We start from the raw sequence: 14,051 nt of genomic DNA on the forward strand, positions 1-14,051 counted from the left end.
CTCGCTTCGCTCACCGACGACATGAGCGCCAAGTCCACCCTGCGACATGATTCGCTCGCTTCGCTCACTCATGCCCGCAATCCTGCCGCAGCCCCGGCCGCCCGCCATCAGCCAGAAGACCGGTCGGCGCGAGAGGTGAGGCAGCCCACGTCCGCGTCCAGGACGGCGGGAGCACCGAGCACCACCGTCTCCTGCCCCACGCCGTGCCCGATCCTCAGCCCGCCCAGCACCGGCACCCCGAGGGCGCGCAGATGCTCGCGCAGCACGTCCACGACGGTCGTCGGCCCGCGGTCCGCGCAGTTCGTGAACTGCCCCACGGCCACCCCCAGGACCCCCTCGAACGCACCGGAACGCCGCAGGTGGGTGAGCATGCGATCGACGCGGTACGGCGCCTCGCCCACGTCCTCCAGGAGCATGATCCTTCCGGCGAACGACGGCATGTCGGCGGTGCCGATCGTGCTGGCCAGCATCGAGAGGTTCCCGCCGAGCAGCACCCCGCGGACGGCCGCCCCCGGCACCCGCACGGCACCCGTTTCCTCGTCGCCGCTGGTGTACGACCGCAGCGGCCCGGACGTGAACAGCGCCTCCCACAAGGAGGTGGCCGAGTCCGCGGGCAGACGGTCGTCGAACCACGCCGCGCCCGGCCCGTGCACCACCGGCCATCCGGCGGTCCGCCACACCGCCAGCTGCAGCGCGGTGATGTCGGAGAACCCGACGAGCGGCTTCGGCTCGCCCAGGCGCACCCTGTCGACGATGCGTTGTGCGCCGTAGCCGCCTCTCGTACATACGACGGCGCGGACATCCGGGTCCTCGAAGGCGTCGTTGAGGTCGCGGAGCCGGTCGTCGTCGTGCCCGGCCAGGTATCCGCTGCGGTCGAACACGTGCCGGCCCGTGCGCACCCGCAGCCCCCAGCTCGACAGCAGCTCGATGCCCCGGGCCACCCGGTCCGGTCTCGTCGGCCCGGACGGTGACACCAGAGCGACCATGTCTCCGCGTCGTAGCACTCGCACGCCGTTATTGTCGGGTCGTGACGATCGAAGGGTCCCCGCGGGGACGGTTGGCGCTCGTGGTGGAGAACGACCCCAGCGACGGTCCGGGGCGTCTCGCCGGCTGGCTGACGGACGGTGGCCTGGAGCTCGCCGTCGTCCGCCCGCACGCGGGTGACGAACTCCCCGCCGACCTGGACGGCTACGCCGCCCTCGTCGTGCTCGGCGGCGAGCAGGACGCGTTCCCCGGCCCTGACGGGTCCCGCGCCGCGCCGTGGTTCCCGCAGCTCGACGGCCTGCTGCGCAAAGCGGTCCGGCACAAGGTGCCGACCCTCGCGATCTGCCTCGGCGCGCAGCTGCTCGCCCAGGCGCACGGCGGCACCGTCGAGCGCAGCGCCGCCGGGCCCGAGATCGGGGTGCGGCTCGTCGCCCGCCGCGACGTCGCCGACACCGACCCCGTCTTCGCCGCCGTGCCGTTCGCCCCGGACGTGCTGCACTGGCACGTCGACGAGATCGTCGAGCTGCCCGTCACCGCGACCCTGCTCGCCGCGTCCACCCACTACCCGGTGCAGGCGTTCCGGATCGGCGCGACCGCGTGGGGCCTGCAGTTCCACATCGAGTGCGACCTGCCGATGTTCGCGCAGTGGGCGATGGACGGCGTCGGCACCCTCGCCGACCTCGGCATCGACCCGATCGAGCTCCTGGAGAGCGTCGAGGCGGCGCTGCCCGATGTCGCCGAGGTGTGGCAGCCGTTCGCCGAGCGGTTCGCCGCCGTCGCGCTCGGCCGTACCCCGCGTGGTGAGGGCGGCCTGCGGTCCCTGCCGCTGCTGGGGCCCGCCTGATGCCCCCCGCCGGTCACCTCGCCCGCTTCGGGTTCACCGACGACGCCCGCTCCTCTGCCCTCGCCGGGCCCGAGGGGCTGCGGCTGTGGGACCCGGAGACCCGCCGCCCCACCGACGACGACGCCGCGACGCTGCTCGACACGCTGTACTTCGCCGCCGACCCCGACCTGGCGCTCTTCCAGCTGCACCGGCTCGTCGAGGCGGCGGGGCAGGAGGTCCGCGACGCCGTCCTCACCGACCGGTCGCTGCGGCGGCGGCTCATCGGGGTGCTCGGCGTGTCCGCGACCCTCGGCGACCTGCTCGTCGCCAACCCCGCGGAGTGGAAGGAGCTGCAGGGCGAGCAGAACCATCGCCCCGCCGGCTACGCGACCCGCGACGCGTCCACGGTCCCGCTCCTGCGCAGCGCGTACCGGCGGGAACTGCTCCGCATCGTCGCCGCCGACCTCACCGGGGCGGCCGACGTCGACGTCACGATGCGCCGCCTGACGGAGCTCGCCGACGCCACCCTGTCCGCGGCCCTGGCCATCGCCGCGGTGGAGCATCCCACGTCCGCCGGCGTCTGCACCCTGTCCGTCGTCGCGATGGGCAAGTGCGGCGGGCGGGAGCTCAACTACGTCAGCGACGTCGACGTCGTCTTCGTCGCCGAGCCCCTGGGCGGCGCCGAAGGCGCCGACGGCGTCGACGTCGAGGTGGCCATGCGGGCCGGCAGCACACTCGCCGCCCGCCTCATGGAGATCTGCGGTTTCGTCGCCTGGCCCGTCGACGCCGCCCTGCGCCCCGAGGGCAGCCGCGGCGCGCTCGTGCGGACCGTCGCCTCGCACCTCGCGTACTACCGCAAGTGGGCGAAGACGTGGGAGTTCCAGGCGCTGCTGAAGGCCCGTCCCGCCGCCGGTGACCTCGAGCTCGGCGCCCGGTGGCTGCAGGAGCTCCAGCCGCTGATCTGGTCCGCCGCCGAACGCCCCGAGGCCGTCGACGAGGTCCGGGCGATGCGCCGCCGCATCGTCGAGCAGATCCCGCGCACCGAGGTCGACCGCGAGATCAAACGCGGCCCCGGCGGGCTGCGCGACATCGAGTTCGCGGTGCAGCTGCTGCAGCTGGTGCACGGCCGCGCCGACGAGACCCTGCGCACCCCGACCACCATCGAGGGCCTGCGAGCCCTCATCGAAGGCGGCTACGTCGGGCTCGCCGACGGTGAGGCGCTGCTGCGCGCGTACCGCTTCCTGCGCACCGTCGAGCACCGCCTCCAGCTGCAACGCCTCCGCCGGACCCACACCGTGCCCGACGACCCGGCCGCGCTGCGCTGGCTCGCGCACGCCCTCGGCTACCGGCCGAACGCCGCCCGCGACGCCGTCGAGTCCTTCCGCGCCGACTGGGTCCGGCACGCGCAGGAGGTACGCCGGCTGCACGCGAAACTCCTCTACCGGCCGCTGCTCGAAGCCGTCGCCCGGGTCCCCAGCGAGCAGTTGCGCCTCACCGCGACCGCGGCCAAGGCCCGCCTGGAGCTGCTCGGCTTCGCCGACCCCGCCGGCGCGCTGCGCCACATCGAGGCCCTCACCGGTGGCGTGTCCCGGACCGCGGCCATCCAGCGGCAGCTGCTGCCGGTCCTGCTCAGCGAGTTCGCCGACGCCCCCGAACCCGACCGCGGGCTGCTCGCCTACCGGCAGGTCTCCGACACGCTCGGCAACACCCCCTGGTATCTGCGGCTCCTGCGCGACGAGGGCCCGGTCGCGCTGCGCCTGGCCCGGCTGCTCGCGCTGTCCCGGTACGTCACCGAACTCCTCGTCCACGACCCCGAGGCGCTGCGCCTCCTCGCCGACGACGCCGAGCTCGTGCCCCGCACCGCCGCCCAGCTCGCCACCCAGTTCGCCGCCGCCGCGGCCCGCCACGACGACCCCGAGACCGCGATCAACGCCGTCCGCGCGTCCCGCCGCCGCGAGCTGTTCCGCATCGCCTGCGCCGACCTTCTCGGCTTCCTCGACGTGTCCGCCGTCGGCGTCGCCCTCTCCGCCGTCATCGATGCCACGCTCACCGCCACCCTCGGCGTCACCGCCGTGCCCGCCGTCGACCGCGGCCTGCACTTCACCGTCATCGGCATGGGCCGCCTCGGCGGCGAGGAGACCAGCTACCCCTCCGACGCCGACGTCCTCTTCGTCTACGAGCCGCCGCCCGGCATGGCCGACGACGCCGCCAGCGGGCTCGCGCTCACCGTCGCCGAGGACCTGCGCCGCCTCCTCGCCCGACCCGCCCCCGACCCGCCACTGGGCGTCGACGCCGACCTGCGCCCCGAGGGCCGCCAGGGTCCGCTGGTGCGCAGCCTGTACGCCTACCAGCAGTACTACGCCCGCTGGTCGAAGGTCTGGGAGGCACAGGCCCTGCTGCGCGCCCGCCACGTGGCCGGCTCCGTCCCTCTGGGGGAGCGTTTCCTGGAGCTGGCCGACACGATGCGCTTCCCGGACGGCGGCCTCACCCGCGACCAGATCCACGAGATCCGCCGCATCAAGGCCCGCGTCGACAGCGAACGCCTGCCCCGCGGCGCCGACCCCGCCACCCACACGAAACTGGGCCGCGGCGGCCTCGCCGACGTCGAGTGGACCGTCCAGCTGCTCCAGCTCCTGCACGGCCGCACCGTCCCCGCGCTGCGCACCACCCGCACGCTGTCGGCGCTGGCCGCGGCGACCGAGGCGGCCCTGATCGAGCCGGCCGACGCCACCGCCATGCAGTCCGCCTGGGAGCAGGCCTCCAGGGTCCGCAACCTGCTCACCCTGGTCCGCGGCCGAGCCACCGACCAGCTCCCGCGCCAGGGCCCCGACCTGGCCGCCGTGGCCCGCATCCTGGGCGGCGTGGAGCCCCAGGAGTTCCTCGACGAGTACCTGCGGGTCGCCCGCCGGGCCCGCCAGGCGGTGGAGCGCATCTTCGACGCCCACTAGCCGCGCCGACCCGTCCGTGGCCGGATCGTGGCACGACGCGAAACGGCGGTCACGCCGGCCGGTGAGGGCCGGGCGTGACCGCCGTCTGGAGGAGCTACCCGCCGCGCCGTTCAGCGTGGCGGGGGTGGATCACACGTCGTAGTACATCGCGAACTCGTGCGGGGTGGGGCGGAGGCGGACCGGGTCGACCTCGTTGGCGCGCTTGTAGGAGATCCAGGTGTCGATCAGGTCCTGGGTGAAGACGCCGCCCTCGAGGAGGAAGCCGTGGTCGCCTTCGAGGGTGTTGAGGACCTCTTCGAGCGAGCCGGGGACCTGCTTGACGTTGGCGACCTCCTCCGGCGGGAGGTCGTAGAGGTCCTTGTCGATCGGGGCCGGGGGCTCGATCTTGTTCTTGATGCCGTCCAGGCCGGCCATCAGCATGGAGGCGAAGGCCAGGTAGACGTTGGCCGAGGGGTCCGGGACGCGGAACTCGACGCGCTTGGCCTTGGCGTTCGTGCCCGTCACCGGGATACGGGTGCAGGCGGAGCGGTTGCGCTGCGAGTAGACCAGGTTGACCGGGGCCTCGTAGCCGGGGACCAGGCGGCGGTAGGAGTTCACCGTCGGGTTGGTGAAGGCCAGCAGCGACGGCGCGTGGTGCAGCAGGCCGCCGATGTACCAGCGGGCCGTGTCCGACAGGCCGCCGTAGCCGGCCTCGTCGTAGAACAGCGGCTCGCCGCCCAGCCAGAGGGACTGGTGGGTGTGCATGCCGGAGCCGTTGTCGCCGAAGAGCGGCTTCGGCATGAAGGTCGCGGTCTTGCCGGCGTGCCAGGCGACGTTCTTCACGATGTACTTGAAGAGCTGGAGCTGGTCGGCGGACTGCAGCAGCGTGCCGAAGCGGTAGTTGATCTCGGCCTGGCCGGCGGTGCCGACCTCGTGGTGCGAGCGCTCCACGATGAAGCCGGCGCCGATGAGGCGCTGCACGATCTGGTCACGCAGGTCGGCGTAGTGGTCGACCGGCGGGACGGGGAAGTAGCCACCCTTGTACGCGGTCTTGTAACCACGGTTGCCGCCCGGCTCGTCCTTGCCGGAGTTCCACCAGCCCTCGACCGAGTCGATGTAGTAGTAGGCCTGGTTGGCCGACGTCTCGTGCCGGATCGAGTCGAAGATGTAGAACTCGGCCTCGGGGCCGAAGTACGCGGTGTCGGCGATGCCGCTCGACGCGAGATACGCCTCGGCCTTCTTCGCCACGTTGCGCGGGTCACGGGAGTAGGCCTCACGCGTGAACGGGTCGTGGATGAAGAAGTTGAGCGCCAGGGTCTTCTCGATCCGGAACGGGTCGATGAAGGCGGACGTCGGGTCCGGCAGCAGCATCATGTCCGACTCGTGGATCGCCTGGAAGCCACGGATGGACGAACCGTCGAACGCGAGGCCGTCGCTGAACACGCTCTCGTCGAACGACTCGGCGGGGACATTGAAGTGCTGCATGATGCCCGGCAGGTCGCAGAAGCGAATGTCGACGAAGCGGACGCCCTCGTCCTTCACGTATCGCAGCAGCTCGTCAGAATTGGCGAACACTCGTCCTCCAGGTCGCAGGCAGTGCCAGTCGTGGTGATCACTTCAGTGTGAAGGTGGCTGGTTGGTCGCGACCGTAGAACTGTGCGATTGCCCAGGCATGTCTCGATTGTTTCCACTGTGTTTCGGCGCCACCGGTTCAGCCGATCATCGACGGTCACCTGTTCGGTAGGCTGACCCGTCGTGGAACTCTCCGGGGCCTCGCTGTCCAGGCGCTTCGGCGCGCTGCTCGTCGACTGGCTGTTGTGCCTGCTCATCAGCAGGGCGTTCGCGGATCCGGTCGAGGCGCCGTGGCTCGCACCCGGCATTCTGCTGGTGGTCTACGGGCTGTTTCTCGGATTCTTCGCGCAGACCCTGGGCATGCGGCTCTTCAGCATCCGGTGTGTGTCAATGGCCACAGGCGGCCCGATCGGGGTCCCGCGGGCCATTCTGCGTGGGGCGTTGCTCCTGCTGGCGGTTCCGGCGCTGATCATGGACAAGGACGGCCGCGGACTGCACGACAAAGCCGCCGGCTCGTGGGTGGTCGGCACGGCACCGGCGGCCTCATAGGCGGGGGTCAGCGCCCGCGCATCGCCTTGAACGCGCCCTTCGGCGGCTTCATGTTCTTCGGCATCGCGCCGCGTGGCATCTGCGGGCGCGCCGACAGGGCGGTGAGCCGCTTGTCGAGCGCGTTGACGTCCTTGCCGGTGATGGTGCGCGGCAGCCGGACGAGCGTGTTGCGCAGCTTCGCGAGCGGCAGCTGGCCCTCCTCGTTGCCGATCACGAAGTCGCGCAGGTCGGCGTTGCCGATGACCTTCACGAGGCGGCGGCGCTCCTGGTTGATCAGGCCGCGGACCCGGGTCGGGTTGCCCTCGCCGAGGAGGACGACGCCGGGCCGGCCGATGACCAGGTGCACCATGTCGAACTGTGTCGTGGAGACGATCGCGGGGGTGACCCGCCAGTCGCCGCGCATGTTCTCGATGATCGAGGCGGCCGCGCCGGGCTGCCCCTCGGCCTCGCGCATCATCGCCTTCTGCGAGCGCAGGTTGAGCACGATCACCGTGCCCAGCAGCGCCGCGAGGACACCGATCGGGGCCCACACCCAGGACACGCCGAGGGCGACGGCCACGCCGACGGCGATGAGCGGCACGAGGACCACCACCGCGACGAGCGGGACGAAGAGCTTGTCACGCTTGGCGGTGAAGGAGAACACCATGCCGATCTGCTTGAGCCGAGTGAAGAAGGAAACCTTCTCCGGCTCCTGGGCCTTTGCCATACCACCCACTCTAGTGGGAGGCCGTCAAGCTTTGAGCGCCCGGCTGTCGAGGGCCTGCCGGTAGAGCCGGCCCGCCCGGTAGGACGAACGCACCAGGGGACCGCTGAGCACGCCGGCGAACCCGATCTGCTCGGCCTCTTCGCGCAGCTCGACGAACTCCTCCGGCTTCACCCAGCGCTCCACGGGGTGGTGCCGCGGGGTGGGCCGCAGATACTGCGTGATCGTCACCAGCTCGCAGCCGGCGTCGTGCAGGTCACGCAGCGCCTGGGACACCTCGGCGCGCTCCTCGCCCATGCCGAGGATCAGGTTGGACTTGGTGACCAGCCCGGCGGTGCGGGCCTGGGTGATCACGTCGAGGGACCGCTCGTAGCGGAACGCGGGCCGGATCCGCTTGAAGATCCGCGGGACGGTCTCCACGTTGTGCGCGAGCACCTCGGGACCGGCCTCGAAGACCTCGCGGAGCAGCTTCGGCTCGCCGTTGAAGTCGGGGATGAGCAGCTCCACGCCGCAGCCGTCGACGAGGCCGTGGATCTGCCGGACGGTCTCCGCATAGAGCCAGGCGCCGCCGTCGGGCAGGTCGTCGCGGGCGACCCCGGTCACCGTCGCGTAGCGCAGGCCCATCGTCGCGACCGACTCGGCGACGCGGCGCGGCTCGTCGGCGTCGAACTCGGCGGGCTTGCCGGTGTCGATCTGGCAGAAGTCGCACCGCCGGGTGCACTGGTCGCCGCCGATGAGGAACGTCGCCTCGCGGTCCTCCCAGCACTCGTAGATGTTGGGACAGCCGGCCTCCTGGCACACCGTGTGGAGGCCCTCGCGTTGCACGAGGCCTCGCAGGTGCGTGTACTCAGGTCCCATCTTCGCGGAGACCTTGATCCACGGCGGCTTGCGCTCAATCGGCGTCTCCGCGTTTCGCGCTTCGATGCGCAGCAGACGACGGCCTTCCGGAACAACGGCGGTCACACGGGAAAGCCTACGCCCGAGGCCTGCCCAGCCGTCGGGAACGCGATTGACGTCACGTCTGCGAGGTTTCCCGAGCCGTACACCCGGCAATCACGCAACCGTGGCGTTCAACGACACGTTGGTGGTCTATTCCGACGGAAATCCCATCGATGTCCTGCGGGCCTGCCCGGTCCTGGACAAGCCCGCCACCCGCGGGCTCGCGCAACGGCTCTTTCCCGGCGCCACCCTGCGGGAGATCGGCGACGAGCTGCTCGCCGACGCGCTCGACCCGCCGCGGGACGTCGCGTACGTCGGCTGCTTCACCGGCCTCGACCTGGTCTGCAGCTGGGCGCTGACCCCGCAGCGGCCGTCGGAGCTGTCCCACGGGGTCCTGGAGGCGGCCGGGCGCCGGCAGGTGCTGCTGCACGCCGCGCACAGCGACGCCGGATGGTGCAGCTTCGGCCTGTGGCGCGACGGCGCGCTCGTCCGGTCGCTCAGCGTCTGCACCGGTCCCGGCGTCCTGGAGGACAAGGGCGCGCCGCTGCCCTTCGAGGCCGGCGACGACCCTGTCGCGGACCCTGGGCTCGCCGACCGGTCGCTGCAGGGCCTGATCGGCTTCAGCCGCGCCGGGCACGACCGCCTCGACGACGTCGACCCGGAGCTGATCCCGCTCGTCGCCTACCGGATCATCGGCTAGTGCAGCGTCTTGAGGTGCCGCTCGACGACGGGCAGGACCTCCTCGACGGTGACGTCCCGGCCCAGTTCGGCGGACAGTGACGTCACGCCCGCGTCGCGGATGCCGCACGGGACGAAGATGTCGTAGCGGGACAGGTCACAGTCGGCGTTGATCGCGAACCCGTGCAGCGTCACGCCCCGCGCGACCCGGATGCCGATCGCGGCGACCTTGCGGTCCGGGCCGCGCCCGTCGGCGGCGACCCACACCCCGCTGCGCCCCTCGACCCGCACCGTGGCCAGGCCGAACTCGGCGCACACGTCGATCAGCAACTGCTCCATCCGGCGGACGTAGGCGACCACGTCGATCGGGTCGGGGAGCTTGACGATGGGGTAGCCGACCAGCTGCCCGGGGCCGTGCCAGGTGATCTTGCCGCCGCGGTCGACGTCGACGACCGGCGTGCCGTCGAACGGGCGGTCCTGCGGCTCGGTGCGCTTGCCGGCCGTGTAGACGCTCGGGTGCTCCAGGAGCAGCACCGTGTCGGGTGCCGTGCCGTCCACGACGGCCTCGTGGATGCGTCGCTGCTCGGCCAGGGCCGTCTCGTAGTCGACGAGGCCGGCTCGTTTCACCGCAAAACCCAGAATGCTGGTCACGCCTCAGCCTAACGCCGGTACCCCACCATGCATCCAGGCCAGGAATGTGTGGACAACGGACATAGTGGTGCGTGAAGCGTCACACCTAGCGTGGGCATCCCCCCGAGAGGAAAGGGCACCGCCATGCCCCGCTGGTTGCGCTTCATCCTGCCCGCCCTCGCCGTCATGGCGACCGCCACCGGCCTGACCGTCGTGTCGACGCCCGCCTACGCGGCGACCCTGACGACCGTGTCGAGCTTCGGCTCCAACCCCGGCAACCTCACCATGTACAGCTACCGCCCCGACGGCCTGCCGGCGAACGCGCCGCTGGTCGTGGCCATGCACGGCTGCACCCAGAACGCGACGGACTACTTCGGCAACGCCGGCTGGCGCAAGTACGCGGACCTGTGGCGCTTCGCGCTGGTCCTGCCGGAGCAGAAATCGGCGAACAACAGCTCCAGCTGCTTCAACTGGTTCGAGACCGGCGACACCGCCCGGGGCGGCGGTGAGGCCCTCTCCGTGAAGCAGATGGTCGACTACGCCGCCACGAACTACCAGGTCGACCGCGGCCGCGTGTACGTGACGGGCCTGTCCGCCGGCGCCGCCATGACCGCCGTGATGCTCGCCACGTACCCGGACGTCTTCGCCGGCGGCGCGATCATGGCGGGCCTGCCGTACCGCTGCGCCACCTCGACGACGAGCGCGTTCGGCTGCATGAACCCGGGCGTCGACAAGACCCCCGCCGCGTGGGGCGACCTGGTCCGCAACGCGTACAGCGGCTACAGCGGCACCCGCCCGCGCGTGTCGATCTGGCACGGCACCTCGGACACGACCGTCGCCCCGGCGAACGCGACCGAACTGCGCGACCAGTGGACGAACGTACTCGGTGTCTCGCAGACCCCGACCGCCACGTCGTCGCTGCCCGGCGGCACGTCGCTGGCCAACTACGCCGACAAGGTCAAGGTGTACCTGGTGTCCGGCATGACCCACGCGACCCCGGTCGACCCGGGCAGCGCCACCGAGCAGTGCGGCACCGCCGGCACGTACTACAAGGACACCATCTGCTCGTCGTACTACCAGGCGCTCGACTGGGGCCTGAACGGCGGCGTGGTGCCCCCCACCGGCACGCCGACCGCGTCGCCCACCGCGTCGCCGACGCCGACCCAGACCCCCACGACCGGCCCGTGCGTGCGGGCGTCGAACTACGCGCACGTCACCGCCGGCCGGGCGCACCAGAGCGGCGGCTACGTGTACGCCAACGGCTCCAACCAGGCGATGGGCCTCTACAACGTGTTCACCACGCACGGCCTGCAGCAGACCGGCGCCAACTACTACGTGGTCGCCGACACCGCCTGCTGAAGCGCCGCCCCGACGGTCCGGTGCGCGAACGGGAAACCCTCGCGCACCAGGACCCCGGGCAGCACCCGCTGGCTGGCGACGGCCTCCCCGCCGAACTCGCCGACGGCGACCTTCAACGCGATCCCCGGCACCGGCAGCAGGTTGGGCCGGTGCAGCACCTTGGCCAGGGCGTGTGAGAACTCGGCGTTGGTGACCGGCTCGGGTCCCGTCAGGTTCACCGGCCCGCTCACGTCGCGGTCCAGCAGATACGAGACGGCGTTCAGCCAGTCCGGCAGCGACATCCACGGCAGGTACTGCCGGCCGTTGCCCATCCGGCCGCCGGCGAACAGCTTGAACTGCAGGTACAGCGGCTTCAGCAGCCCGCCGTCCTTCGCCAGGGGGAAGCCGGTGCGCAGCAGCGTCACCCTGGTCCCGGCGTCCTCGGCGGGGTGGGTCGCGGCCTCCCACACCTGGCACAGGTCGGCGAGGAACCCCTCACCCGGCGGGGACTGCTCGTCGACGGCCCGGTCGCCGGTGTCGCCGTAGAACCCCACCGCGGACGAGTTCAGCAGGACCCGCGGGCGCTGGTCCCCGGCGGCGGCGATCGCCTTCGCGAGGGTGGACGTGGTGTCGACCCTGCTGGTGCGCAGTGTCCGCTTGTACTGCTCGGTCCACCGCCGGTCGCCGACGCCCGCGCCCGCGAGGTTGATCACCGCGTCCTTGCCGGCCAGGGCGCTCGCGTCCAGCAGCCCCGCGGCCGGGTCCCAGCGCAGCTCGCCGGGGTTGCGGGCGGGCCGGCGGACGAGCTGCGTGACCTGGTGCCCGGCGGCGCGCAGGTGCGGCACCAACCGCCCGCCGAGGAACCCGGAAGCGCCCGCGATGAGGATCTGCATGCCGTCATCTTGCCCAGTCGAACCCCGCATCCCACAAACCGACGCACCGGGGGGGTTGACCTTGGAGACTTTGACTCGTCAGGGTGAGCCAAAGTCTCCAAGGTCAACATGACCGCACGAAAAAGGGCGCCCCGGGTGGGGCGCCCCTTCGCGTCGCGGTGCTACACGCCGAGGTCGGCCTCGAAGTTGCCGCCCTCGAGGCGCTCCTTGACGGTGGTGAGGAAGCGGGCGGCGTCGGCACCGTCCACGATCCGGTGGTCGTAGGACAGCGCCAGGTACACCATCGACCGCGGCGCGATGATCTCGCCGAGCTCGGGGTCGTTGACGACGACGGCCCGCTTGACGACCGCACCGGTGCCGAGGATCGCCACCTGCGGCTGGTTGATGATCGGCGTGTCGAACAGCGCGCCGCGGCTGCCGGTGTTCGTCAGCGTGAACGTGCCGCCGGTGATGTCGTCCGGGTTGAGCTTGTTGGTGCGGGTCCGCTCGGCCACGTCCGCGATCCGCTTGGCGAGCCCGCCGAGGTTGAGGTCGCCCGCGTTGCGGATGACCGGGACGATGAGCCCCTTCTCGGTGTCGACGGCCATGCCCAGGTGCTCGGCGTCGTGATACGTGACGGTGCCCGCCTCCAGGTCGATCGAGGAGTTCACCGACGGGTGCACCCGCAGGGCCTCGACCGCCGCGAGGGCGAAGAACGGCAGGAACGACAGCTTCACGCCGTGCGTGTCGAGGAACTGCTGCTTGGCCTTCGCCCGCAGCTTCGCCACCTTGGTGACGTCGACCTCGACGACGGTGGTCAGCTGCGCCGACACCTGCAGCGACTCGACCATGCGGCGGGCGATGAGCGCGCGCATGCGGGTCAGCTTCTGCGTCTGGCCGCGCAGCGGGCTCGGCGCCGCCTTCTGCTCCTGCCTGGGCGCGGCCGCCTTCGGCTCCGCGGCGGAGGCCGCCGGGGCCGCGGCGGCCTGCTTGGCCTTTTCGGCGGCGTCGAGGACGTCCTGCTTGCGGATCCGGCCGCCGACCCCGGTGCCGGACAGCGCCGCCAGGTTGACGCCGTGCTCATTGGCGAGCTTGCGGACCAGCGGCGTGACGTACCCCGCCTCGTCGCCCTGGGCCTGGGCCTTGCCGTTGGCGCTGGGGGTGACCGACGTGGACGGGCCGGCGGCGACCGGTGCGGCGGTGGCCGGCCTGGTCTGCGCCGGCTGCGCGGGCGCCGGGGCGCTGGCCTGGGCGGGCGCGGCGGCCTGCTTCGGCTCGGCCTTGGGCTCCGGCTTGGCCTCGGCCTTGGGCGCCGGCTCGGCCTTGGGCGCGGGCTCAGCCTTCGGCTCGGGCTGCGACCCGCCGCCTCCGCTTCCGGCCGCGCCGATGACGGCCAGCTCGGCGCCGACCTCCACGGTCTCGTCCTCGGCGACCTTGATCTCCAGCAGGGTGCCGGCGACCGGCGAGGGGATCTCCGTGTCGACCTTGTCGGTGGAGACCTCCAGCAGCGGCTCGTCGGCCTCGACGGCGTCGCCGACCTGCTTGAGCCAGCGGGTGACGGTGCCCTCGGTGACGGACTCGCCCAGCGCCGGCATCTTCAGCGACGTGGTCTCACCGTCGGCGGCCGGTGCGGCCTGCGCGGCGGGTGCTTCAGCCGGCGCTTCGGCAGCCGGCGCTTCGGCCGGCTCCTCCGCGGCGGGCTCCTCGGCGGCGGGCTCCTCGGCCGGCTCCTCGGCAGGGGCCGCGGGCGCGTCGCCGGCGTCGCCGATGACGGCGAGCTCGGCGCCGACCTCGGCGGTCTCGTCCTCCTGCACGACGATGCGCGTGAGCACCCCGGCCGCCGGTGACGGGATCTCCGTGTCGACCTTGTCGGTGGAGACCTCGAGCAACGGCTCGTCGGCCTCGACCTGGTCGCCCTCAGCCTTCAACCAGCGGGTGACGGTGCCCTCAGTGACGCTCTCGCCCAACCGGGGCATGGTGACCGATACCGGCATATGAACAGTCTCCTCGAACAGTGCTTGTGGCGGTCGGGTCCC

The 14,051-nt window shown here is 71.9% G+C and carries 12 protein-coding genes; 5 read left to right on the forward strand and 7 right to left on the reverse strand.

The window, feature by feature from the left end:
- Nucleotides 1-107 precede the first annotated feature (107 nt).
- Entirely contained in the window at nucleotides 108-986 is an 879-nt protein-coding gene (locus ABZS58_RS18480) for an LD-carboxypeptidase (protein ID WP_354782886.1), read from the reverse strand.
- A 47-nt stretch (nucleotides 987-1,033) separates the two neighbouring features.
- Here ABZS58_RS18480 and ABZS58_RS18485 point away from each other — a divergent pair, with 47 nt between their 5' ends.
- Nucleotides 1,034-1,828 (forward strand): type 1 glutamine amidotransferase, encoded by a 795-nt coding sequence (locus tag ABZS58_RS18485; RefSeq protein ID WP_354783004.1) that lies wholly within the window; start codon nucleotides 1,034-1,036, stop codon nucleotides 1,826-1,828.
- Nucleotides 1,828-4,755 (forward strand): bifunctional [glutamine synthetase] adenylyltransferase/[glutamine synthetase]-adenylyl-L-tyrosine phosphorylase, encoded by a 2,928-nt coding sequence (locus ABZS58_RS18490; RefSeq protein ID WP_354782888.1) that lies wholly within the window; start codon nucleotides 1,828-1,830, stop codon nucleotides 4,753-4,755. The genes ABZS58_RS18485 and ABZS58_RS18490 overlap by 1 nt, the downstream gene beginning before the upstream one ends.
- Before the next feature lie 129 nt (nucleotides 4,756-4,884).
- On the opposite strand, the gene glnA is transcribed toward ABZS58_RS18490, so the two are convergent.
- The gene (gene glnA, locus ABZS58_RS18495) at nucleotides 4,885-6,309 is read right to left on the reverse strand and encodes a type I glutamate--ammonia ligase (protein WP_354782890.1); all 1,425 of its coding nucleotides are present in this window, start codon (nucleotides 6,307-6,309) and stop codon (nucleotides 4,885-4,887) included.
- Between the two features lie 180 nt (nucleotides 6,310-6,489).
- On the opposite strand from glnA, the gene ABZS58_RS18500 reads away from it, so the two are divergent.
- A complete protein-coding gene (locus ABZS58_RS18500) occupies nucleotides 6,490-6,855 on the forward strand; it encodes an RDD family protein (protein WP_354782892.1) in 366 nt (121 codons plus the stop codon).
- 7 nt (nucleotides 6,856-6,862) lie between these two features.
- Here the strand turns inward: ABZS58_RS18500 and ABZS58_RS18505 are convergent, their stop codons facing one another.
- Together ABZS58_RS18505 and lipA are read right to left on the reverse strand one after the other, a co-directional pair.
- Nucleotides 6,863-7,561, reverse strand: a complete 699-nt coding sequence (locus tag ABZS58_RS18505; RefSeq protein ID WP_354782894.1) for a DUF4191 domain-containing protein — start codon at nucleotides 7,559-7,561, stop codon at nucleotides 6,863-6,865.
- 24 nt (nucleotides 7,562-7,585) lie between these two features.
- On the reverse strand, nucleotides 7,586-8,521 hold the full coding sequence (gene lipA, locus ABZS58_RS18510; protein ID WP_354782896.1) for a lipoyl synthase: 936 nt from the start codon (nucleotides 8,519-8,521) through the stop codon (nucleotides 7,586-7,588).
- A 100-nt stretch (nucleotides 8,522-8,621) separates the two neighbouring features.
- Between lipA and ABZS58_RS18515 the strand changes: the two genes are divergently transcribed.
- Nucleotides 8,622-9,197, forward strand: coding sequence for a hypothetical protein (locus ABZS58_RS18515; RefSeq protein WP_354782898.1), 576 nt, complete (start codon nucleotides 8,622-8,624; stop codon nucleotides 9,195-9,197).
- Here the strand turns inward: ABZS58_RS18515 and lipB are convergent.
- Nucleotides 9,194-9,802 carry a lipoyl(octanoyl) transferase LipB gene (gene lipB / locus ABZS58_RS18520; RefSeq protein WP_354782900.1) on the reverse strand — a complete coding sequence of 203 codons (609 nt, stop codon included), beginning with the start codon at nucleotides 9,800-9,802 and terminating at the stop codon, nucleotides 9,194-9,196. The genes ABZS58_RS18515 and lipB overlap by 4 nt on opposite strands.
- A 147-nt stretch (nucleotides 9,803-9,949) precedes the next feature.
- On the opposite strand from lipB, the gene ABZS58_RS18525 reads away from it, so the two are divergent.
- Entirely contained in the window at nucleotides 9,950-11,164 is a 1,215-nt protein-coding gene (locus tag ABZS58_RS18525) for a PHB depolymerase family esterase (protein ID WP_354782902.1), read from the forward strand.
- Here ABZS58_RS18525 and ABZS58_RS18530 read toward each other — a convergent pair.
- Complete coding sequence (locus ABZS58_RS18530; protein ID WP_354782904.1) at nucleotides 11,137-12,036, reverse strand: TIGR01777 family oxidoreductase; 900 nt, start codon at nucleotides 12,034-12,036, stop codon at nucleotides 11,137-11,139. The genes ABZS58_RS18525 and ABZS58_RS18530 overlap by 28 nt on opposite strands.
- A gap of 161 nt (nucleotides 12,037-12,197) precedes the next feature.
- A complete protein-coding gene (gene sucB, locus ABZS58_RS18535) occupies nucleotides 12,198-14,009 on the reverse strand; it encodes a 2-oxoglutarate dehydrogenase, E2 component, dihydrolipoamide succinyltransferase (protein WP_354782906.1) in 1,812 nt (603 codons plus the stop codon).
- Nucleotides 14,010-14,051 lie beyond the last annotated feature (42 nt).

Source organism: Dactylosporangium sp. NPDC005555 (assembly GCF_040605635.1).
Taxonomy (GTDB): domain Bacteria; phylum Actinomycetota; class Actinomycetes; order Mycobacteriales; family Micromonosporaceae; genus Dactylosporangium.